Annotated in this window: 19 protein-coding genes and 1 riboswitch; of the genes, 7 read left to right on the top strand and 12 right to left on the bottom strand. The window is 65.8% G+C overall.

Annotated features, from left to right (window positions below; all coding sequences use genetic code 11):
- Positions 1 to 54 precede the first annotated feature (54 nt).
- Positions 55 to 465: a hypothetical protein gene (locus ASG77_RS08735; protein ID WP_056343979.1), complete on the top strand. Its 411-nt coding sequence runs from the start codon at positions 55 to 57 to the stop codon at positions 463 to 465.
- A gap of 30 nt (positions 466 to 495) precedes the next feature.
- Here ASG77_RS08735 and ASG77_RS08730 read toward each other — a convergent pair whose 3' ends face one another.
- The 3 genes from ASG77_RS08730 to ASG77_RS08720 are packed head-to-tail and all read right to left on the bottom strand — an operon-like array spanning position 496 to position 3,666.
- The gene (locus ASG77_RS08730; protein ID WP_056343976.1) at positions 496 to 1,623 is read right to left on the bottom strand and encodes an Mrp/NBP35 family ATP-binding protein; all 1,128 of its coding nucleotides are present in this window, start codon (positions 1,621 to 1,623) and stop codon (positions 496 to 498) included.
- A gap of 11 nt (positions 1,624 to 1,634) precedes the next feature.
- The gene (locus ASG77_RS08725) at positions 1,635 to 2,390 is read right to left on the bottom strand and encodes a DUF1003 domain-containing protein (protein ID WP_056343973.1); all 756 of its coding nucleotides are present in this window, start codon (positions 2,388 to 2,390) and stop codon (positions 1,635 to 1,637) included.
- Entirely contained in the window at positions 2,383 to 3,666 is a 1,284-nt protein-coding gene (locus ASG77_RS08720) for a magnesium transporter MgtE N-terminal domain-containing protein (protein ID WP_056343970.1), read from the bottom strand. Before ASG77_RS08720 ends, ASG77_RS08725 begins: the two co-directional genes overlap by 8 nt.
- A 77-nt stretch (positions 3,667 to 3,743) precedes the next feature.
- On the opposite strand from ASG77_RS08720, the gene ASG77_RS08715 reads away from it, so the two are divergent.
- A complete protein-coding gene (locus ASG77_RS08715) occupies positions 3,744 to 4,700 on the top strand; it encodes a general stress protein (protein ID WP_235564420.1) in 957 nt (318 codons plus the stop codon).
- A gap of 121 nt (positions 4,701 to 4,821) precedes the next feature.
- Here ASG77_RS08715 and ASG77_RS08710 read toward each other — a convergent pair whose 3' ends face one another.
- From ASG77_RS08710 to ASG77_RS08695, 4 genes are all read right to left on the bottom strand, one after another.
- Positions 4,822 to 5,739, bottom strand: a complete 918-nt coding sequence (locus ASG77_RS08710) for a carbohydrate ABC transporter permease (RefSeq protein ID WP_082575921.1) — start codon at positions 5,737 to 5,739, stop codon at positions 4,822 to 4,824.
- Positions 5,736 to 6,722 carry a carbohydrate ABC transporter permease gene (locus ASG77_RS08705; RefSeq protein ID WP_056343966.1) on the bottom strand — a complete coding sequence of 329 codons (987 nt, stop codon included), beginning with the start codon at positions 6,720 to 6,722 and terminating at the stop codon, positions 5,736 to 5,738. The genes ASG77_RS08710 and ASG77_RS08705 overlap by 4 nt, the downstream gene beginning before the upstream one ends.
- A gap of 33 nt (positions 6,723 to 6,755) precedes the next feature.
- On the bottom strand, positions 6,756 to 8,120 hold the full coding sequence (locus ASG77_RS08700) for an ABC transporter substrate-binding protein (protein WP_200950746.1): 1,365 nt from the start codon (positions 8,118 to 8,120) through the stop codon (positions 6,756 to 6,758).
- Positions 8,121 to 8,324: 204 nt separating this feature from the next.
- A complete protein-coding gene (locus tag ASG77_RS08695; protein WP_056343963.1) occupies positions 8,325 to 9,923 on the bottom strand; it encodes an aminopeptidase P family protein in 1,599 nt (532 codons plus the stop codon).
- A 71-nt stretch (positions 9,924 to 9,994) separates the two neighbouring features.
- Here ASG77_RS08695 and ASG77_RS08690 point away from each other — a divergent pair, with 71 nt between their 5' ends.
- Complete coding sequence (locus tag ASG77_RS08690; protein WP_056343960.1) at positions 9,995 to 10,843, top strand: PHP domain-containing protein; 849 nt, start codon at positions 9,995 to 9,997, stop codon at positions 10,841 to 10,843.
- Here the strand turns inward: ASG77_RS08690 and ASG77_RS08685 are convergent, their stop codons facing one another.
- From ASG77_RS08685 to thiE, 4 genes are all read right to left on the bottom strand, one after another.
- Positions 10,844 to 11,716 (bottom strand): DNA-methyltransferase, encoded by an 873-nt coding sequence (locus tag ASG77_RS08685; protein WP_056343957.1) that lies wholly within the window; start codon positions 11,714 to 11,716, stop codon positions 10,844 to 10,846. It abuts the gene before it with no gap.
- Positions 11,717 to 11,724: 8 nt separating this feature from the next.
- Positions 11,725 to 13,431, bottom strand: a complete 1,707-nt coding sequence (locus tag ASG77_RS08680) for a DEAD/DEAH box helicase (protein WP_056343952.1) — start codon at positions 13,429 to 13,431, stop codon at positions 11,725 to 11,727.
- Positions 13,432 to 13,724: 293 nt separating this feature from the next.
- Positions 13,725 to 15,242, bottom strand: coding sequence for an RNB domain-containing ribonuclease (locus tag ASG77_RS08675; protein ID WP_056343949.1), 1,518 nt, complete (start codon positions 15,240 to 15,242; stop codon positions 13,725 to 13,727).
- A 64-nt stretch (positions 15,243 to 15,306) separates the two neighbouring features.
- Complete coding sequence (gene thiE / locus ASG77_RS08670; protein WP_082575919.1) at positions 15,307 to 16,083, bottom strand: thiamine phosphate synthase; 777 nt, start codon at positions 16,081 to 16,083, stop codon at positions 15,307 to 15,309.
- A gap of 27 nt (positions 16,084 to 16,110) precedes the next feature.
- Positions 16,111 to 16,231, top strand: a riboswitch (TPP riboswitch).
- Here thiE and thiO point away from each other — a divergent pair.
- The 4 genes from thiO to ASG77_RS08650 all read left to right on the top strand — a co-directional run bounded on the left by thiO (position 16,222) and on the right by ASG77_RS08650 (position 19,020).
- Positions 16,222 to 17,568, top strand: coding sequence for a glycine oxidase ThiO (thiO, locus tag ASG77_RS08665; RefSeq protein WP_056343947.1), 1,347 nt, complete (start codon positions 16,222 to 16,224; stop codon positions 17,566 to 17,568). (Overlaps the previous riboswitch by 10 nt.)
- Positions 17,565 to 17,801, top strand: a complete 237-nt coding sequence (gene thiS / locus ASG77_RS08660) for a sulfur carrier protein ThiS (RefSeq protein ID WP_056343944.1) — start codon at positions 17,565 to 17,567, stop codon at positions 17,799 to 17,801. The genes thiO and thiS overlap by 4 nt, the downstream gene beginning before the upstream one ends.
- 4 nt (positions 17,802 to 17,805) lie before the next feature.
- On the top strand, positions 17,806 to 18,621 hold the full coding sequence (locus ASG77_RS08655; RefSeq protein WP_056343941.1) for a thiazole synthase: 816 nt from the start codon (positions 17,806 to 17,808) through the stop codon (positions 18,619 to 18,621).
- A gap of 72 nt (positions 18,622 to 18,693) precedes the next feature.
- Positions 18,694 to 19,020, top strand: coding sequence for a 4a-hydroxytetrahydrobiopterin dehydratase (locus ASG77_RS08650; RefSeq protein ID WP_056343938.1), 327 nt, complete (start codon positions 18,694 to 18,696; stop codon positions 19,018 to 19,020).
- Positions 19,021 to 19,094: 74 nt separating this feature from the next.
- On the opposite strand, the gene ASG77_RS08645 is transcribed toward ASG77_RS08650, so the two are convergent.
- Positions 19,095 to 19,397, bottom strand: a complete 303-nt coding sequence (locus ASG77_RS08645; RefSeq protein WP_056343935.1) for a hypothetical protein — start codon at positions 19,395 to 19,397, stop codon at positions 19,095 to 19,097.
- Positions 19,398 to 19,426 lie beyond the last annotated feature (29 nt).

Genomic DNA, 19,426 nt, shown 5'->3' with positions numbered 1-19,426 from the left:
ACGCTGGCGGGCAGGAATCGTCAGCGGGGCTCCGGAGAGGGTAATCTTCCTAAAGTGTTTGGAATCAACGGCCCGGAGTTCTTCCTCCTGCTGATCATCGGCATCCTGGTGATCGGTCCCCAGCGCCTGCCCGAATACACCCAGAAACTTGCGAATCTTGTGAAGGAAGTCCGCCGGATGGCCTCCGGTGCACGGGAGCAGATCAAGGAAGAAGTGGGCATCGACATCGACGATGTCGACTGGAAGAAATACGATCCCCGCCAGTATGATCCGCGGCGCATCATCAAGGAAGCCCTCCTGGACGACGACGCTAAACCCGTCAGTGCCGGCGCTCCGGCCGCCGTGGCTGCCGTTGCCGGTGCAGGGGCGGTTGCCAAGGGCGGGGCGGCTCCCTCCCGTCCGGAACGAGTAGTCCAGTCGCTGCCTCCGGGCGAACCCGCGCCGTTCGACACCGAAGCCACCTAGGCCCCGCTGCCTCTGGTGGGCAGCGTTGCGTTAACGCGGCTGCAGCCCCAGCTTCATCCCCGTCAGGCCCCTGGGCCTGGCAGCAAGTTTTCCGGCAATTTCGGTGAGTGCAATGGCCGCCGGAGTCTCTGGCCGGCCAAGCACGATGGGCGCGCCGGCGTCGCCGCCTTCCCGCAACAGGATGTCCAGCGGAATCTGTCCCAGGAGCGGCACATCGGTGCCCACCGTCGTTGTGAGCCGTTCGGCGAGGACCGCCCCACCGCCGCTTCCGAACAGCTCCATCCTTCCGCCGTCGGGCATTTCCAGGTATGACATGTTCTCGATGACGCCGGCCACCGTCTGACCTGTCTGGGTGGCGATGGCACCGGCGCGCTCGGCGACGTCGGCAGCTGCGGCCTGGGGTGTGGTGACCACCAGGATCTCAGCCTTCGGCAGCAACTGGGCCACCGAAATCGCGATGTCACCGGTGCCGGGCGGCAGGTCGAGGAACAGGGCGTCGAGGTCGCCGAAGTAGACGTCCGTCAGGAACTGTTCCAGGGCCCGGTGGAGCATCGGCCCACGCCAGGCAACCGGCTGGTTTCCGGCGACGAACATACCGATGGAAATCACTTTTACGCCGTAGGCCACCGGCGGCAGGATCATGTCATCCACCCGGGTGGGCGCCTGCGTGATGCCCATCAGGGCCGGAACCGAGAAGCCATGGACGTCGGCGTCCACAATGCCCACACGGAGGCCTTGGGCGGCCAGGGCGCAGGCAAGGTTGACGGTCAGCGATGACTTGCCCACCCCACCCTTGCCGCTTGCCACCGCGAACACCTTGGTCAGGGACCCCGGCTCGTTAAACGGAATCCCGCGCTGCCCGGAGGCGCCGCGGAGCTGTTCCTTCAGGGCGTCCCGCTGGGCCTGGTTCATCACTTTCAGTTCAACCTCGACGCCGGTCACGCCCGGAACTGCGGACAGCGCCTTCTCGGAGTCTGCGGTAATGGTCCCGCGCAGGGGGCAGCCCGCGATGGTCAGCAGGACAGCCAGCCTGACCCGGCCGTCCGCAGCGACATCCACGGACTCCACCATGCCCAGTTCCGTGATGGGACGGCGGAGTTCAGGATCGATCACGGTGGCCAGCGCAGCGTGGACTGCCTGCTCCAGGGAGGCGCTCATGCGGGCGGGGCTCAGCTTTCGGTGGTGGGGATGTGCTTGGGGACGGCCGGGTCCTGGACTGCGGGGTCGGTAGCGGCCGTGTCCTTGGCGACGACGTCCTTGGCGACATGGCTGGGTTTGACCTTGGGAATCTGCTGCGTGCGGGGGTTCCGCTGTTTGTCGCGCTTTTCCTTCAGCTTTTCCTTGACCTTCTCACGCGGGGACTCGTGGCTGCCGGATCCGGCGGGATCGTGGGTCCGCAGTTCCTCCTGCGCTTCCAACATGTCCTCGAGGAGTGTCCGTAGTTCGGCCCGGACGTAGTCGCGGGTGGCAACCTCACGCAGGGCGATCCTCAGCGACGCCAGCTCCCGGGTCAGGTACTCGGTGTCGGCCAGGTTGCGTGCCGCCTGTTGGCGATCCTGCTGGAGGGAGACCCGGTCGCGGTCGTCCTGCCGGTTCTGGGCCAGCAGCAGCAGCGGGGCCGCGTAGGAGGCTTGCAGCGAAAGCATTAGTGTCAGGAGGGTGTAGCCCAGGAGGCGCGAATCGAACTGCCACTCCGCCGGTGCCCACGTGTTCCAGACCAGCCAGATGACGACGAAGACCGTCATATAGACCAGGAACTGCGGCGTGCCCATAAACCGGGCGAAGCCTTCCGTCGCATGGCCGAATGCATCCGGGTCGGGGGAGAACTTCGGCAGGATGCGCTGGCGGCCACTCAGGGGTGTGTCGAGTCCGCCCTTGGCCGCCGCCTTCTTGCTGGGATTCTTGGGGGCGCCGGTGTCAGCCAATGCGGCCTCCCAGTTTTCTTATCGGGGCTTCGCCATCATAGGCGCGCCAGTCATCCGGCAACAGATGATCCAAAACGTCATCAACAGTCACCGCCCCCACGAGCCGGCCGGCGTCATTGACCACGGGAAGACAGTTCAGGTTGTAGGTGGCGAGCGTGCGCGCCACCTCGCTGATGTGGGCCTGGTCGGAGACCGGCTCAAGGTTCTTGTCCACGAGGTTGCCCAGGGGTTCCGGCGGCGGATAGCGGAGTAGTTGCTGGATGTGCACAACGCCCAGGAACCGTCCAGTGGGGGTTTCCAATGGGGGCCGGGTGATGAAGATGGACGAGGCGAGGGCGGGGGAGAGTTCCTCGCGGCGGACGTGGGCCAGTGCCTCGGCGACAGTTGCCTCCGGCGGGAGGATCACGGGAACAGGCGTCATCAGGCCACCGGCCGTGTCCTCGTCGTATTCGAGGAGCCGCCTGACGTCCTCGGCGCCTTCGGGTTCCATGAGGCGGAGAAGCTCCTCCGCCTGTGCAGAAGGGAGCTCGGCGAGGAGGTCGGCGGCGTCGTCGGGGTCCATTTCCTCCAGGACGTCCGCCGCGCGTTCGACGTCGAGGGCGGAGAGGATCTCCACCTGGTCGTCTTCGGGCATTTCCTGCAGCACGTCGGCCAGGCGTTCATCCTGGAGTTCGCTGGCCACTTCGAAGCGGCGTTTGTCGCTCATTTCCTGCAGCGCCTCGGCGAAGTCAGCGGGTTTGAGGTCCTCGTGGTTGGCCACGAACTGCGTGGCTGCCTGAGGTTCAGTGCGGGCGCCCTGGAGGGCGTCGGCCCAGTCGATGATCATGGTCTCGTTCCGGCGCAGCCGGCTCAGCGGGGACAGGGAGTGGCCCCGGCGGACGAACAGCTTGCTCACGAACCAGTCGCGGGACCGGTGCTGGTCCATGGCGATGTCCTCGATGGTGGCGTCGCCGCTGCCGTCACGGAGCGTCACGCGGCGGTCGAACATTTCCGCGACCACCAGCGTCTCCGCGCCGCGCTGCTCAAAGCGCCGGAGGTTAACCAGGCCCGTGCAGATGATCTGTGTCTGGTCGATGGAGGTAATGCGTGTCATCGGCACAAAGACGCGCTTTTTGCCGGGAACTTCGACGACGATACCCACCACGTGCGGGGCACCGCGGCTGCCACGCGAGAGCACCACCACATCACGCAACCTGCCCAGGCGGTCGCCCAAGGGGTCAAAGACATCAAGACCCAGCAGGCGGGCCACGAAGACGCGCGAAAGATTTGTACTCACGTCTACAGGCTACCGAGTCTGCTCTCTTTTAGCTGAATTTACAGGCGGCATACATGCTGATGGGCAAGAATGGGTGTATGTCAAACATTTTTGGTGCTCCCAAGGCCGGTGGCCCCAGTGGGCCCGACGACGCCCGCACGGTGCCCACCGGCGACACCGTCGGCTCGTACACCTCCTACTTGGATGCCCAGAAGGCGGTGGACTACCTCGCCGACCAGCAGTTCCCGGTTCACATGGTTTCCATCGTGGGCAACGAACTGAAGATGGTTGAGCGGGTGACCGGCCGCCTCAGCTACCCGCGGGTGGCTCTCTCCGGGGCGCTCAGCGGTATGTGGTTCGGCCTCTTCGTTGGCGTCATGCTTTCCTTCTTCGCACCATCGCCCGGCTACTTCTCGATCCTGGCGTCTGTGCTGATGGGCGCCGCCTTCTTTATGCTGTTCGGGATCGTCACGTATGCCATGCAGCGCGGAAAGCGGGATTTCACCTCCACCAGCCAGGTGGTGGCCACCAGCTACGACGTTGTGGTGTCCGTTGAAGCCGCCCATGACGCGCGCCGGCTGCTCCAGCAACTGCCCATGACCCGCTCGGACGCAGCTGCCGCCCCATACAATCCCCAGGGCTACCAGGACCAGCAGTACGGCCAGCCCGGCCAGCCCGGTCAGCAGGGTCAGCAGCCCGGCATGCCGGGCCAGCCGGGCAATCAGCCTGGTCCGGCACCCGCACGCCCTGCCAGTTGGAATGACCCCTACGGACAGCAGGGTGCCGGAACTTCGGGCCAAGGGACAGCCCAAGGCGTGGGCCAGGCCGCCGGCCCGGACCAGGGCACGCAGCCGGAGGCAGCCGCCCAGCCTGCGAAGGCTCCCGCTGCCGCCGTCCGCTACCCGGACCTTCCTGACGGACGGCCGCAGTACGGCGTCCGCGTCTCAGACCAGGCCACCGCAGGCGAGGCCAGCACAGGACAGCCCAGCTCAGATCGGTCCCGGACGCAGGCCCAGCCTGACTCCGCCAAGGACTCCGGCGAATCCACGCCTTAGGCGACGCCGCCGGAGGCCTGTTTATCCATGGCCCAAGGAGCAAGGCACGCAGTAAACAAACAACTCCGCCCGGAACAGCAGCTGCTGTTCCGGGCGGAGTTGTTTGTTGCTCGAAGCTGTCCTACTTGACGCCGCCAGCTGTCAGGCCGCCAACGAGGTACTTCTGGAACATGAAGTACAGCACCACCACAGGGACAGCACAAACCAGCGAAGCTGCCATCAACTGCGAGTACACGGGGATTGCTCCGCCCTCAACAGCGGACGCGAACACCTGTAGCGCAACTGCGGCTGTGTGCGTGTCCGGGCGGGTGAATACCGACGCGAACAGCACGTCATTCCAGCCCAGCAGGAAGGCGAAAATCGCGGAAACGATGATTCCGGGCCAGCTGAGCGGAATGATGATCCGGAACAGGATCCCGAGGTTGGAGGCACCGTCAATGCGCGCCGCTTCCTCCAGTTCCCGAGGCAGGCCGCGGAGGTAGGTGACCATCACCCACGTTGAGAACGGCAAGGCGAACGTCAGGTAGGCGATAAACAGGCCCCAGAGCGTGCCGATGACGGTCACACCCAAATAGGTGCCTGCGGACGAGAAGAGCACAAACACGGGCAGCAGCATGAGGGTTCCCGGGATGGACTGGAGACCCAGCAGCCCGCGCAGCACCGTCAGGCGGCCGACGAACTCAAACCGCACCAGCACGTACGCCGTGCCAACTGCCATGATGGCGGAGACAATGGCCGTGGCACCGGAAACGATCAGGCTGTTGCCGATGGCTTTCGCCAGCCCCACGGAGTCCCAGATCTTGGTGTAGCTCTCCAGGGAGAAGCTGCTCGGCCAGAACTCACCGCTGGCGACGCCCACATCCGTATTCAGCGAGGCCAGGAATATATACAGGATGGGAACCAGCACCAGGGCGCAGAGCAGGACAGTAAGCGTGGCCAGCAGAGGCCGGGGCAGGAGGCGGGTGACCTCCAGGGCAGCGTCACGCCGGATGGACTGCTTCTTCTGCTGCTCGATCGGGTTTGCCGCGTCGATGGTCATTTCTTTCCTCCTTCGTGCACATCAAGCCGGACTGCGCGCAGGTAGATGAACAGCGGAATGGCGATCAGGATCAGCGAAACGACCGCCATGGCGGCGCTGAGGCCAAACCGGAAGCTCTGGAAACTGGTGACGTACACCAGGATCGGCAGCACATTCACGTCCGACGGTGCCGGCGCACCAAACAGGACATAGGGCAGAGTGAAGTTGTTGATGTGGTTCAAGGTGGCAAGCAGGAAGGCGAGCGAAACCGGTCCTTTCAGGTAGGGGAAGATCACGTACCGCAGCTTGTTCCACCACAGTGCCCCGTCCAGGGCCGATGCCTCGTGGACCTCGTGATCCACAGCCTGTAGGCCCGACAGGGCCAGGAGGTAGATGAACGGCCAGGCCGCCCAGATTTCCACCCAAACCAGCGTCCAGTACGAGTTGGGGCCGTTCAGCCACAATCCGCCGTCCATTCCCAAATTGTTCAGCGTCACATTCACGATGCCGTCCGGCTGCAGCATTGTCCGCCACACACTGGCCACCACGAACGACGGCAGGACATAAGGGATCAGGAAGACGGACCGCACCAGGGCGCGGCCACGGTAGGCGTTCTGGGTAACGACGGCGGCGGCCACCCCCAGCGGGACGGTCACCGCGGTGGAGATCACCGCGAAGGAAACAGAAAGCCAGATGGAGCGGAGCAGGTCACTGCTGACCGCCGCTTCAATGTAATTCTTGATGCCAATGAATTCGGCACTGACCCATCGGCGCAGGGTGTACTGATCCAGATCAATCAGTGACATCCAAATGCCCATGGCCAGGGGGACGAGGATGACAATCGTCATCAGCAGCCCGCCGGGAATCAGGAGCCACAGCGGCCGGTTCCGTTCGCTCAGCCCCTTCCGGCGTTTCCCAGGGGGTGTGGTTTCGCCGGGTCCGGCGGCCGCCCTGGCCACCGGACTGCTGTCCGATGGCCGGGGCTCGGTAACACTGCTAGCCATTTTCCGTAACCTTCCGCAATTGGTGGGTCGGGCTTACTTCTTGGCCCGGTCCAGTGCGGTCTGCGATTTGGCCTGTTCGTCCTTGAGCCGCTGGGACAGGTTGGAGCCGCTGACCGCGCCGGAGGAAAGATCCGGAATGGACTGGACAACCACGTTGGTCAGTGACAGCTGGACATCGCCCCACGCACCGCTGAACGGCGTCGCTACGGACTTGGCTCCCGACTCAAGGGCCGGCGCGATCACTTCGTTGGTTGCAAGTTCCTTCGCGGCTTCCTGGTTGGCGGGAAGCTGGCCGAAGACCTTGAAGTAGTTGAGCTGGACATCCTTGTCGGTGATCATCTTGACGAACGCGAAGGCGAGGTCTTTCTGCTTCGAGTAGTCAGCTACCACGAGGTTGTCACCGGAGAGGATGCTGGTGGCAGGCTTAGCGCCGGACGGGTTGGAGGTCTCGCCCGGAGGAACGGTGGGCATCAGGGCGTACTTGTACTTGCCTTTGACGGCCGAGGCATCCAGTGCGGGGATGGACAGCGGCGAGGTCATGGGGAAGTAAGCTGCCTTGCCGGCTGCGAAGGCCGCGAGTGCCTGCGGGTTGGCCCAACCAACGGAGGACGGGTCGACCACCTTGTCCTTGGTCACCCAGCCGAAGTAGGTCTCGTAGGCCTTCTTGGTGATGGGGTCATCCAGACGGACCTTGCTTCCGTCGATGATGGGGTTGCCAGCCTGGATGGACATGCCCCAGATGTACTTCCAGGGGTCGAAGTTGTCCTTGTAGGCCACGGCAACACCGTACTGGTCGCCCGTGGTGAGCTTCTTTGCCTGCTCGGTGAATTCATCCCAGGTGGTGGCGGGCTTTTCGATCCCGGCAGCTGCCAGCAGCTCGGTGTTGTAGGCCATCACGAACGGCCGGCTTACGAACGGGATACCGATCTGGTTGCCTTCATCCGGACCGGAAATGCCAAGCGCCGCGGGAACGAACTTGTCCTTGCCGCCGAGCTGGTTCCATTCGTTGTCACCCAGTTTCACGAACGCCCCCGTGGAGTAAGCCGTGGGGGTGAACGTGGTGCCGAGCCCGTAGACGTCAGGGCCCTGGCCCGAGACGACTGACGTCTGGATCCGGGTCATCTCGTCATTGGCGCTGGCGAACGTCTCCCACTGGATGTCGGCTCCGGTTTCCGCCTTGAACTTGGCGCCCATTTCCTTGAACCAGGCCTGCTGTTCCTGCGGATACTGTGCGGTGACGTTCATCAGCACATTAAGCGTTTTTCCGGTGCCGTCCACCTTGCCGCCCGAGGCGCCGGAGGTGGTACCGCCCGTACCGCCCGAGCCCCCGCATGCGGCCAGCATCAGGACGGAAATGGCCGCTGCGGCGATAGTGCCGAGGCGACGCGGTTTGGACATACCCATGAGACTTCTCCTTTGAAGACATACATTGCGGCAGAGACCCGAGACTGGGACTCAGTCTACGATTTTCTTTCTCTGCGGCTAGCGTATTCATCAACGCCAACTTTTGGCAAGCGATTGCCAAAAACTGTTATGAGAGTTTCACCAAGGAGTATGGTCGTCCAGCGCATCGCTGCCGAGATGCGCTGGACGCAAAGACCTCTAGCGGAAGCCTCCGCTTGCCAAACCACCGTCCAGCTCCTGGTAGATGCCTGCCATCCAGGACTGGACGTCGTCGGCCTTGCGGGGCAGTGCGGCGCTGAGGTTCACCGGACCATCGGCCGTCATGAGGATGTCGTCCTCGATCCGCACGCCAATGCCGCGGTACGCCGCCGGGATGGCCAGGTCCTCGTTCTTGAAGTACAGGCCGGGTTCGATGGTGAAGACCATGCCCTCCGTCAGGATGCCGTCGAGGTACAGTTCGCGCTTTGCCTGGGCGCAGTCGTGGACATCGAGGCCAAGGTGGTGACTGGTGCCGTGCGGCATCCAGCGGCGGTGCTGCTGGCCTTCCGTGCTGACGGCTTCCTCGACACTCACCGGGAGCAGCCCCCACTCGGCTAGACGTTCCGCCAACACGTTGGTGGCCGCGGTGTGGATGTCCCGGAACTTGGCACCCGGCTGGGCGGCGGCGAATCCGGCGTCGGCGGCATCCAGGACTGCCTCGTAGACCTTTCGCTGGACTGCGGTGAACGTGCCGTTGACTGGCAGGGTCCGGGTGACGTCGGCGGTGTAGAGCGAGTCCGCTTCAACGCCGGCGTCCAGCAGCAGCATTTCGCCGGCGTTGATCCTGCCGGTGTTCCGCGTCCAGTGCAGGACTGTGGCGTTGTTGCCGGCGGCGGCGATAGTGTCGTAGCCCAGTTCGTTGCCTACCTCGCGGGCACGGGCAAAGAACGCGCCTTCCACCACGCGCTCGCCGCGGGCATGGGTCAGGGCGCGGGGCAGGGCCTTGACTACCTCCACAAAGCCCTCGACAGTCGCAGCTACTGCAGTCATCATCTGTTCGATTTCCCACTCATCCTTCAGGAGGCGGAGTTCAGACAGCGCTTCGGAAAGCTTTTCATCCAGTGCATCCAGGACAGCCAGGTCCAGGTTGTCCGGGTCCTTGGCAGTGTTGTACCGGGCAGTATCCACCAGGGCGTCGATGTTCTCGTCCACCTTGCGCACCAGTCGGATGGAGATGCCGCCGATCTCCGGGGCACCCACGTTCTTGGTGATCGCCGATTCAAGTCCATCGATATGGGCGGTGGCCAGGCCCAGACGCGCTTCGAACTCGGCCAGGGTGGGCCGTGCACCGATCCAGAACTCGCCGGAACGGGAGTCAGCGTAGAACTGTTCTGTATCCCGGCCGGCCAGCGGACGGAAGTACAGCGTGGCACGGTGGTGACTGCCGCCGTCGCCCTTTCCTTCACCGGCCGGTTCCAGAATGAGCACGGCGTCCGGCTCATGATCCAGGCCCAGTCCGGTGAGATGCGCGAAGCCGGAATGCGGACGGAACCGGTAGTCGCAGTCGTTGGAGCGGACCTTCAGCGGACCGGCGGGGATGACCAGGCGTTCGCCTTTGAACTTCTCTGAGATGGCCTTGCGCCGGGCCGCGGCGTAGTTGGCCACGGCGTCGAGCGCCGGCACCTGCTGCCCGGACGGCGCCCAGTTACTGGCCATAAAGGCCTTGAAAGCGGCGGAACTGGGCCGCTGAGAGCGGTTGTTGACGCGCTCGTCGAGGGGCTGGGAGACAGAGGTCGGGGTGTTTTCGGCATCGTTCACGGCACCATCGTCTCACCAGCACCGAGTCGGGGGCCAATACCGGCGCGGACGCGGTCAACTAGGCTGGGCAAGTGAGGATTGACCTGCATGCCCACTCGAACGTTTCGGACGGCACCGAAACCCCCGCCGATGTGTTGGCTTCGGCTGCCCGGGCGGGCCTGGACGTGGTGGCGCTGACCGATCACGACTCCACGGACGGCTGGGCTGAGGCATCCCTGGCGGCCCTGGAAAACGGGGTGGCCCTGGTCCCTGGCATGGAGGTCTCCTGCCGGACCGCGCAAGGGATCAGTGTGCATCTGCTGAGTTATCTGCACGATCCTGCCCACCCTGGGCTGCTTGAAGAGATCACCAAGGCCAAGGACGCGCGCCTCACGCGGGCCGAACGCATGGTGACCCTGCTCGCCGAAGACTACCCGCTGACGTGGGACGACGTCATCCACCATGTGGCTCCCGGGGCTACCCTGGGCCGGCCGCACATCGCTGATGCCTTGGTGGCGGCCGGTGTGGTGGCAGACCGCTCGGAGGCGTTCGCGTCCATCCTGACGTCCCATTCGCGCTACTTTGTCCAGCACTACGCACCCGACCCCGCCACCGCCGTCGAACTGGTCCGTGCCGCTGGTGGTGTTCCCGTGTTCGCGCATCCCGTGGCGTCCGGCCGGGGCCGGATCGTGGGGGAGCGCACCTACCGCGACATGATCGACGCCGGCCTGGCCGGCCTGGAGATCGACCACCGCGACAACCCCGAGGAGGGACGGGAATTCCTCAGGGGCCTTGCAGCCAAGCATGGACTGCTGATCACCGGCTCTTCGGATTACCACGGAGCGGGCAAACCGAACCTGCTGGGAGAAAACCTGACCACAGCGGATGTGCTGGCGCGGATTGAGGAACTCGGCACGGGAACCGCTGTGGTGCGTCCGTGATTAGCTGGGCGGGAACGACGTAAAGGTTGCCTTGGCGCCCAGCCGCTTGGCCATCACGTCGATGGCCGGCTGGTTCTGGTCCACACACACGAACTTCCGGTCCAGTTTGGCCGCCACGGCGCCCAGGGTCCCGGAACCGGCGAAGAAGTCCAGGCACCAGTCACCGGGCCGGCTTGACGCCGTCACCACACGGCGGATGAGGCCCTCGGGCTTCTGCGTGGGGTAGCCGGTCTTTTCCTTGCCCGTCGGGGAGACGATCGTGTGCCACCAGACGTCGGTGGGCAGCTTCCCGAGCTCCCGCTTGGCCGGTGTCACCAGGCCAGGGGCCATGTAGGGCTCGCGGTCCACCTCGGCGTTGTCGAAATGGTATTTCGCCGGGTTCTTGACGTACACGAGGATGTTGTCGTGCTTGGTGGGCCAGCGGTACTTGGCGCGGGCACCGTAGTCGTACGCCCAGATGATCTCGTTGAGGAAGCATTCCCGGCCGAAGATCGCGTCAAGCATCACCTTGGCGTAATGGACCTCCCGGTAATCCAGGTGGAGGTACAGCGTGCCGTCGTCAGCCAGCAGCCGCCAGGCCTCCACGAGCCGGGGTTCCAGGAACGACCAGTAGTCACTGAAGGCGTCGTCGTACCGGTGCAGGGCGCCCTTGATGGTGTCGTAGGAACGCCCCTTGAAGCCCATCCGGTCGCCGTCACCATCGGTGTTCAGCACCATCCGCGTTTCCTGGCGCTTCTGGACCCTGCCGGTGTTGAACGGCGGGTCGACGTATATCAAGGTGAAGGCGCCGTCCGGCAGCGAGGGGAGGAACTCCGCGTTGTCCGCGTGAACCACCAGGTTGCTGCCGTCCGGCGCCCAGACGGTGTCAGTCATCGAGGCTGTTATGCCTCGGTGCTGCGCTGCTGCGGGCCGTTGTCGGCACCGGCCACCACTTCGCCGTTGCGGCGGCGGGTGCGGGTCCGGCTGCGGCGGGCACGGGGGTCCACTTCGCCTTCGGCCGGAGCCGCAGCAGCCGGTTCGGGGGCGGGGCTGGTGCCGGCGGTCGCCGCATCAGAGGTACGACGACGGCGGTCACCGGAGCGTCCGCCGGGCTCGCTGGTGCGGCGGCTGCTGCTGTCGCGAGCACCGGAGCGGCCGGCGTCGCGGTTGCTGTCGCGGCCGCCATCGCGGCCACCGTCACGGCCGCCGCTGGGGCGGGTGTTCTTCTTGCCGGTCTCGCCCAGGTCCTCGAGGACCTCGGCGTCGACGCCGGCCAGCACGCGCTTGTTGCGGGGGAGGCGGCCCTTGGTGCCTTCCGGGATGTCCAGCTCTTCGAACAGGTGCGGGGAGGAGGAGTATGTTTCCACGGGCTCCGGAACGCTGAGTCCCAGGGCCTTGTTGATCAGGCCCCAGCGCGGCATGTCGTCCCAGTCGACGAAGGTCACGGCGGTGCCCTTGTTGCCGGCGCGGCCTGTGCGGCCCACGCGGTGCAGGTAGATCTTTTCGTCTTCAACGCACTGGTAGTTGATGACGTGCGTGACGTCGTCGACGTCGATGCCGCGGGCGGCGACGTCGGTGGCCACCAGGACGTCCACCTTGTTGTTGCGGAAGGCACGGAGCGCCTGCTCGCGGGCGCCCTGGCCCAGGTCACCGTGGATGGCGGCGGCGGCGAAGCCACGGTCCACGAGCTCCTCGGCAACCTTCGCGGCGGTGCGCTTGGTTTTGGTGAAGATGATGGTCCGGCCGCGGCCGCGTGCCTGCAGGATGCGGGCAACGACCTCGATCTTGTCCATGCTGTGGGCACGGTAGATGAGCTGGCGGATGTCGCGCTTGGTGAGGCCCTCGTCGTCCGGATCAGCGGCCCGGATGTGGGTGGGCTGCGTCATGTAGCGGCGGGCCATGGCGATGACCGGGCCGGGCATGGTGGCAGAGAACAGCAGGGTCTGGCGGACTGCAGGGGTACCGGCGATGAGGGTTTCCACGTCCGGCAGGAAGCCGAGGTCCAGCATTTCGTCGGCCTCGTCAAGGATGACCATCTTGACGTTCTTCAGGACCAGGTGCTTCTGCTTGTAGAGGTCGATGAGGCGGCCGGGAGTACCGACGACCACCTCGACGCCGTTCTGCAGGGCCTCCACCTGGGGCTCGTAGGCACGGCCGCCGTAGATGGTGGTGATGCGGGCGTTCCGCTTGCGGGAAGCGTTCTGAAGATCATTGGCCACCTGGACGGCCAGCTCGCGCGTCGGCACGATGACCAGGGCCTGCGGTGCACCCGGAACGGCGAGCTTGTCGTAGCCGGCGTCGTCCGGACCCACCACGCGCTGCAGGGCGGGGATGCCGAAGCCGAGGGTCTTGCCGGTGCCGGTCTTGGCCTGCCCGATGATGTCGTGGCCCGAAAGCGCCACCGGCAGGGTCATGGCCTGGATGGGGAAGGGGTGGGTGATCCCGGCGTCGGCAAGGGACTCCACGATGTCGGCGCGGACGTTGTAGTCAGCGAAGGATTTCTCCTCGATCTCGTGCGGCTTCTCGTCCGAGATGATGGTTTCTTCGGGTTCGATCGTCTCGATGCCGGAGTCGTCAGTCAGGATCTGGTGGGTATGCAATTCACTCACAGGGGAGTTTCCTTATTCATTTGGGCATTGGCGCTGCCTGCTCAACGGGCCGGCCAACGTGGCCGTTCCGGAGCACGCTCGAAGCGCGCAAGCAAATCCAGTGGAAGCCGATCGCGGGGTATCAAAATGCTGGCACTGGTGACCAACGGGTGCATCTCAAGATCGCGTAGGGGCGGGCTTGTTGAATTCAAAATCAAGGAAATCAACGACCGGGCATCCATATCTACTTCTTCAGTCTAGCCGTACGGACCCGGAATTCCGGCTTTGGGCCGATCAGGCAGGGCGGAAATCGTTCAGGCCAGCAGCTCGAAGTGGACCTCGCGGGCGGCGATATCGGAGGAGATCAGGCGGACCCGCACTTTGGTGCCGGATTCCAGGTCGCCGCCGCACCGGGCCGTCACAGCGGGTTCGGCGATCTGGATGATCCCCGAGGGGCCGTTCCCGTTTTTTGCGGCGTTTTTCGCAGCACCGTTCTTGGCGCCGTTGCCGTTTTTCCCGTTGCCGTTTCCGTTGTCCTTTTGCGGCTTGGAGCCGGAGATCACGATCGCATCGAATTCCTGGCCTACATGGTTGACGAGGAGCGCGGCCTCCACAGTGTCCAGCGCCATCCGTTCCATCCGCGATGCCAGCTGGTCGGATCCGGCCATGATCTCCGGCAGGGACGGCAGGGCTTCCCGCGCCCAGCCCGGCACCTGGTTGCCGTTGCTCAGGGCTTCGCAGATCACCAGCACAAAGCGGTCGATAAGGCGCCGGAGCGGTGCCGTGGTGTGGGCATAGGCGGCGCCGATGGCGGACTGGACGGCGTCGTCCGGGACCGTGCCATCGAACGCCGTGTAGCTGGCGCCGCGGAACAGCATGCCGGCGGAGTGCAGGATGGCCAGTTGCCGGGGCTCTGTCGGGTCAAGGCTGCGGAGGTATTCGCCGTAGCTGATTTTGCCGTCCCACGGCTTTCCCAAGGCCTCGGTCTGGAGGCGGAAGTGGCGCAGGGAGCGCTCGTCCGGGGCGGGCATGGTGCGCAGGATACCCACTTTTCCCGCCAACATCAGGTTCGCCGCCGCCATTCCGGTCATCAGGGAAATCTGGGCGTTCCAGTCCTCTACCGGAAGCTGCGGCGCGGCGGCAATCCGGTAGCCGCCGTCGGGCAATTGCAGGATTTCCTGTTCAGGCATGTTCAGGCTTGCGCCGCCACGCTGCCGCTCCAGTTCAACGCGCTTGAGGCCCACTTCCTTCAGGAGTTGCAGGACAGGGCCGGCCGTTCCGGCGTCGAGTTCGGCCTGGACTCCCTTGTAGCTCAGCTTGGCCCGGCTGCGGATGGTGGCCCTCTGGACACTCACCGTGGAGACCTGCGCGGCGTCGTCCAGCCCGAACTCCCAGACGTAGGCGGAACAGAGCTGGCCGGCCAGGAGGCTGCCGGCCCCTTCGCTGATGACTTCCGGGTGCAGCGGGATTCGGCCGTCAGGGGCGTAGAACGTCTGGCCGCGGCGCCGGGTCTCTGCGTCCAGTCCGCCGCCGGGGCGGACAAAGGACGGCACGTCAGCGATGGCGTAAAGCACCCGGTAGCCAGTGTCCGCGCGCTCGATGAACAGCGCCTGGTCCAGGTCAGTGGACGACGCCGGATCGATGGTGAGGAAGGCCACGTCCGTCAGGTCAGCGCCCGGCAACTCGTGTGCGGCCACTGCCGCTTCCGCGTCCCGGACCGCCTCCGCCGGGTAGGGTCCCGGCAGTTCCAGCTCGGTCCGCAGGGCGCTCAGCGCCGCCGCGAGGTCGTTCGTCTGCTCGTGGACATTGGGGGCCAACCGATGATGTGACACGAAAATCAGGTTAGCTCGATTTCCACGGATCGTGCACGCCCGCCGCCCGCCACGCGGGGGATTGTCAGGATGCGCCGGCGTCCAGGGCCGCCAGGAGTGCCACGGCCGCCGCTGCGGGGTCCGAGGCTTCGGTGATGGCACGCACCACAACAATCCTGCCGGCGCCGGCCTCCACCACCTGCTCCACGTTGCCGAGATCGATGCCCCCGATGGCAAACCAGGGCAGCGTGGCCCGGGTGCCACCGGCAGCGCGGACGGCTTCGGCCGCGTACCGCACCAGGTCAAGGCCGACGGCGGCCCGGCCCGGTTTCGTGGGAGTGGCCCAGACCGGTCCTACGCAGAAGTAGTCCAGGCCGCCTTGGTCAGTCAGCCCTCCGGACAGCCGGATGGCGCCTTCGATCTGCTCGGCGGTGTGCGTGGAAAGGCCGATCGCGGCTGGTGCCCCGAGCAGCGTGCGGGCGGAAGCGACAGGCAGATCTTTCTGCCCGATGTGGAAGACGGGGGCGCCGGACAGCAGCGCGATATCGGCACGGTCATTGACTGCCCACAGCTTTCCGTGGCGTTCGGCGGCGGCCTGAAGCACGGCCAGCAGCTCCAGCTCCTCCGCCGCCTCGATCGCCTTGTCCCGGAGCTGGATGATGTCCACGCCGCCGGCAAACGCCGCGTCCACAAACTCGCCAAAGTCCCCGCGGTCCCGGCGCGCGTCGGTGCACAGGTACAGCCTGGCGCTGTGCGGGAGGCCGGTGTTGATGCCGGCGGCGGGGTCTGTTCCGGTCAAGGATTCGGGAGCGGCGGAGGGGCCGGAGGGCGTGCCTGCGGCGGCGAAGGATTGCGCGTTCATGGAAACCAGCCTAAGTCCCCTAAACTGGGCGGGTACTGCGGGAGCCCGTTGCAGCCGTCACAAAGCGGCCGGGCTGAGAGGGCGTCAGAGCCGACCGCTTGACCTGATCCGGCTAGTACCGGCGTAGGGAAGGAACATATGCCCCCCGCAATAAGCAGCCCACCTGAGCCCGCACCAGCCAGCGCGGCCACCGCCCTGCACGCCGACGTGGCCGTCATCGGCGGCGGAGTCATCGGCCACGCCATAGCCTGGGAAGTCCGCCGATCCGGCCGTTCCGTCGTGCTGATCGATGACGCGCCCGGCAACGGCGCCAGCTGGGCAGCCGCCGGCATGCTGGCCCCTGTGAGCGAACTGCACTACCAGGAGGAAGACCTCCTTGAGCTGATGCTGGCTTCCTCCGGCCTGTGGCCTGCCTTTGCAGCGGACCTCGCCCTGGCGGGGGCCGGCGATACCGGATATCTGACGACGCCGACCCTCGCCATCGGCGCGGACGCTGCGGACCGCCGGGCACTGATGGACCTCCGGGCCGTGCAGCAGGCCAGCGGCCTGGTGGTGGAACCCCTGACTGTCCGTGAGGCCAGGACCAGGGAATCCCTGCTCAGCCCGGCCATATCCTGCGCCCTGGACATCCCCGCCGACCACCAGGTGGATCCACGCAGACTTGTGGCGTGCCTCCAGGAAGTCCTGGCCATCCACGAACCGGGAGCAGGAACCGCCGTGGCAGGTGCCCGCGCGGGATTCGCCGTTGACCAACGTGCCGCTGCCCTGCTCTGGGAGGACGGCCGCGTCATAGGCGTGAAGCTCGCCCACGGCGGAACTGTCCAGGCCCGGGAGACCATCGTGGCCAACGGATTGCAGGCGGGGTCGCTGGAAGGCCTGCCGGTTGGACTGCACCTGCCCCTGCGGCCCGTCTACGGTGACATCCTGCGGCTGGCTGTTCCGCGGCACCTGCGCCCGCTCCTCACTTCCACTGTCCGCGGAATGGTCCATGGTGTGCCGGTCTACATCGTTCCCCGGCAGGACGGCACGGTGGTGATCGGGGCTACGCAGCGGGAAGACGCGCTCGCCGGGTCGGGCGACGCCGCCGTCTCGGCGGGCGGCGTCTACCAGTTGCTGCGTGACGCCCAGGTCCTGGTGCCGGCCGTCTCGGAGCTTGAACTCCTGGAATGCACGGCACGGGCAAGACCGGCGACCCCGGACAATGCGCCTCTCCTCGGCCGCGTACCGGTTTCCGCGCCACGGACGGGGAACACGGCGAACATTGCCGGGCTGATGGTCGCCACCGGATTTTTCCGACACGGAGTGCTCCTGGCTCCGGCGGCGGCGGCCATCTGCCGGGACCTGCTGGACGGCCGGACGGACCCGCGATGGGGAGCCCTCAGCCCGGCCCGCTTTTCAGGAAAGCACCACGTTGCCGGCACACAGTCCCCAGACAAGGACATCAGCAGCACGAAGGACCTCGACCCACAGAAAGAATCAGCATGAACATCACCCTCAACGGCTCGCGCCATTCCGTGGCGGACGACGCCTCCATCACCACCCTCATCAGCCATATCACTGGCCGTTCCCTCGCAGCCAACGGCCAGGCGACAGACGGGCAGAAACTCGGCGTCGCCGTCGCCCATAATTCCGAAGTAGTACCCCGCAGCCAGTGGTTCGTCACGGCGCTCGCCGAAGGTGACGACGTCGAACTGGTCACAGCAGTCCAGGGAGGCTGACACCATGACAGTAACCAGCAACATCAGCACACAGAACCTGCCCGAAGCCGCCGACAGGCTGGTGATCGACGGCGTCGAGCTCGGCTCCCGCCTCATCATGGGCACTGGGGGAGCCCCGAGCCTCGACGGGCTGGGCGCCGCCCTGCTGGCGTCCGGAACCGAGCTGACCACGGTGGCCATGCGCCGCTATTCGCCGGCAGAATCGGGCTCCCTTTTCCAGCTCCTGGTGGACCACGGGATCCGGATCCTGCCCAACACCGCCGGCTGCTTCACCGCCCGGGACGCGGTCATGACGGCGGAACTGGCCCGCGAAGCGTTGGAAACGGACTGGATCAAGCTGGAAGTCATCGCCGACGAACAGACCCTGCTGCCGGACGCCGTGGAATTGGTGGATGCCACGGAACAGCTTGTTAACCGGGGCTTCAAAGTGTTCGCCTACACCAACGATGACCCGGTCCTGGCCCTGCGGCTGGAGAACCTGGGTGCCACCGCGGTCATGCCGCTCGGGGCTCCCATCGGCACCGGCCTGGGCATCCTGAATCCACACAACATCGAACTGATCGTCTCCCGCGCCTCGGTGCCCGTGGTCCTGGACGCCGGCATCGGCACGGCCTCCGACGCCGCCCTGGCCATGGAGCTTGGCTGTGACGCCGTGCTGCTGGCCACCGCGGTCACGCGTGCGCAGAACCCGGCACTTATGGGGGAGGCCTTCAAACACGCCGTCATCGCCGGTAGGCTGGCGAAAGCGGCCGGGAGGATTCCGCGCCGCGAGCACGCCCTGGCGTCATCGGCCATGGAAGGCCGGGCAGAGTTTCTCTAGGCCGCTTTCTCCAGGCCCGGCGCCCTCGGCCAAACGCCGGGGCGGCTCACCGGACGAGCCGAGGAGGCCGCTGTGGCCGGCAAGGAAGACATACTCACCCGGGAGCGGATCGACGCCGTCCTGGCCGCGCTGCCCGACTGGCAGTACCGGCTGGGCGGGCTCGTCGCTGTCTATAAGACTCCGACGGCCGCCGCCGCACTGGAGCTGATTGCCGCCGTCGGACGCCTGGCGGAAGAACAGAACCACCACCCGGACCTTGACTGGCGCTACAACAGAGTGCATCTGCGCTACACGTCCCATGACGCCGGCGGTGAGGTCACTGAGCGGGATGCCGCTGCTGCCGCGGCCGTGAGTGCTGCTGCCGTTCGGCTCGGCGCCACAGCCCAGCCGGTGGGTTAAGCCGCCGGGTTAAAGGACCGTGACCACGCACCCTGCTGGGTGGTGGTCACGGGTTCTTAAGGAAAAGGCGCGGCCTAAAGCTTGAGCGCCTGCGTCAGCCGCCGCGTATCGTGGCTTTCGCGCGTCCGGCCCAGGTAGATGACCGTCCCGATGGCAGCGACGCTGCCGAGCGCCATGGGCAGGACCCACGGAATCCACGTCAGGCCCGGCTGGTAGCCAAAACCTGCCGCGATGAAAAGGATCCAGCTGACCGCGCCCACCACCACGGCAACCCCTGCGGGCAACCCTGTGCCGTACCGCGTATGGCGCTTGTCATTGGCCCAGACAACAAAGCCTGCGGCCGCTGTGACCAGGACAACGATAGTCAGCGAAAGCATGGAATCTCCTCGGAAAGCAGCGGCCAGCC

The organism is Arthrobacter sp. Soil762 (assembly GCF_001428335.1).
GTDB lineage: Bacteria > Actinomycetota > Actinomycetes > Actinomycetales > Micrococcaceae > Arthrobacter.
Note: the sequence above shows the minus strand (reverse complement) of the source record. Positions and strands in the feature narration are given on the sequence as shown.

What these genes read in the sequence shown, in the direction of transcription:
- ASG77_RS08730 (WP_056343976.1), bottom strand. Translation starts at nt 1,623, where the DNA reads ATGAGCGCCTCCCTGGAGCAGGCAGTCCACGCTGCGCTGGCCACCGTG.
- ASG77_RS08715 (WP_235564420.1), top strand. Translation starts at nt 3,744, where the DNA reads ATGTCAAACATTTTTGGTGCTCCCAAGGCCGGTGGCCCCAGTGGGCCC.
- ASG77_RS08710 (WP_082575921.1), bottom strand. Translation starts at nt 5,739, where the DNA reads ATGACCATCGACGCGGCAAACCCGATCGAGCAGCAGAAGAAGCAGTCC.
- ASG77_RS08705 (WP_056343966.1), bottom strand. Translation starts at nt 6,722, where the DNA reads ATGGCTAGCAGTGTTACCGAGCCCCGGCCATCGGACAGCAGTCCGGTG.
- ASG77_RS08700 (WP_200950746.1), bottom strand. Translation starts at nt 8,120, where the DNA reads ATGTCCAAACCGCGTCGCCTCGGCACTATCGCCGCAGCGGCCATTTCC.
- ASG77_RS08685 (WP_056343957.1), bottom strand. Translation starts at nt 11,716, where the DNA reads ATGACTGACACCGTCTGGGCGCCGGACGGCAGCAACCTGGTGGTTCAC.
- thiE (WP_082575919.1), bottom strand. Translation starts at nt 16,083, where the DNA reads ATGAACGCGCAATCCTTCGCCGCCGCAGGCACGCCCTCCGGCCCCTCC.
- thiO (WP_056343947.1), top strand. Translation starts at nt 16,222, where the DNA reads ATGCCCCCCGCAATAAGCAGCCCACCTGAGCCCGCACCAGCCAGCGCG.
- thiS (WP_056343944.1), top strand. Translation starts at nt 17,565, where the DNA reads ATGAACATCACCCTCAACGGCTCGCGCCATTCCGTGGCGGACGACGCC.
- ASG77_RS08655 (WP_056343941.1), top strand. Translation starts at nt 17,806, where the DNA reads ATGACAGTAACCAGCAACATCAGCACACAGAACCTGCCCGAAGCCGCC.
- ASG77_RS08645 (WP_056343935.1), bottom strand. Translation starts at nt 19,397, where the DNA reads ATGCTTTCGCTGACTATCGTTGTCCTGGTCACAGCGGCCGCAGGCTTT.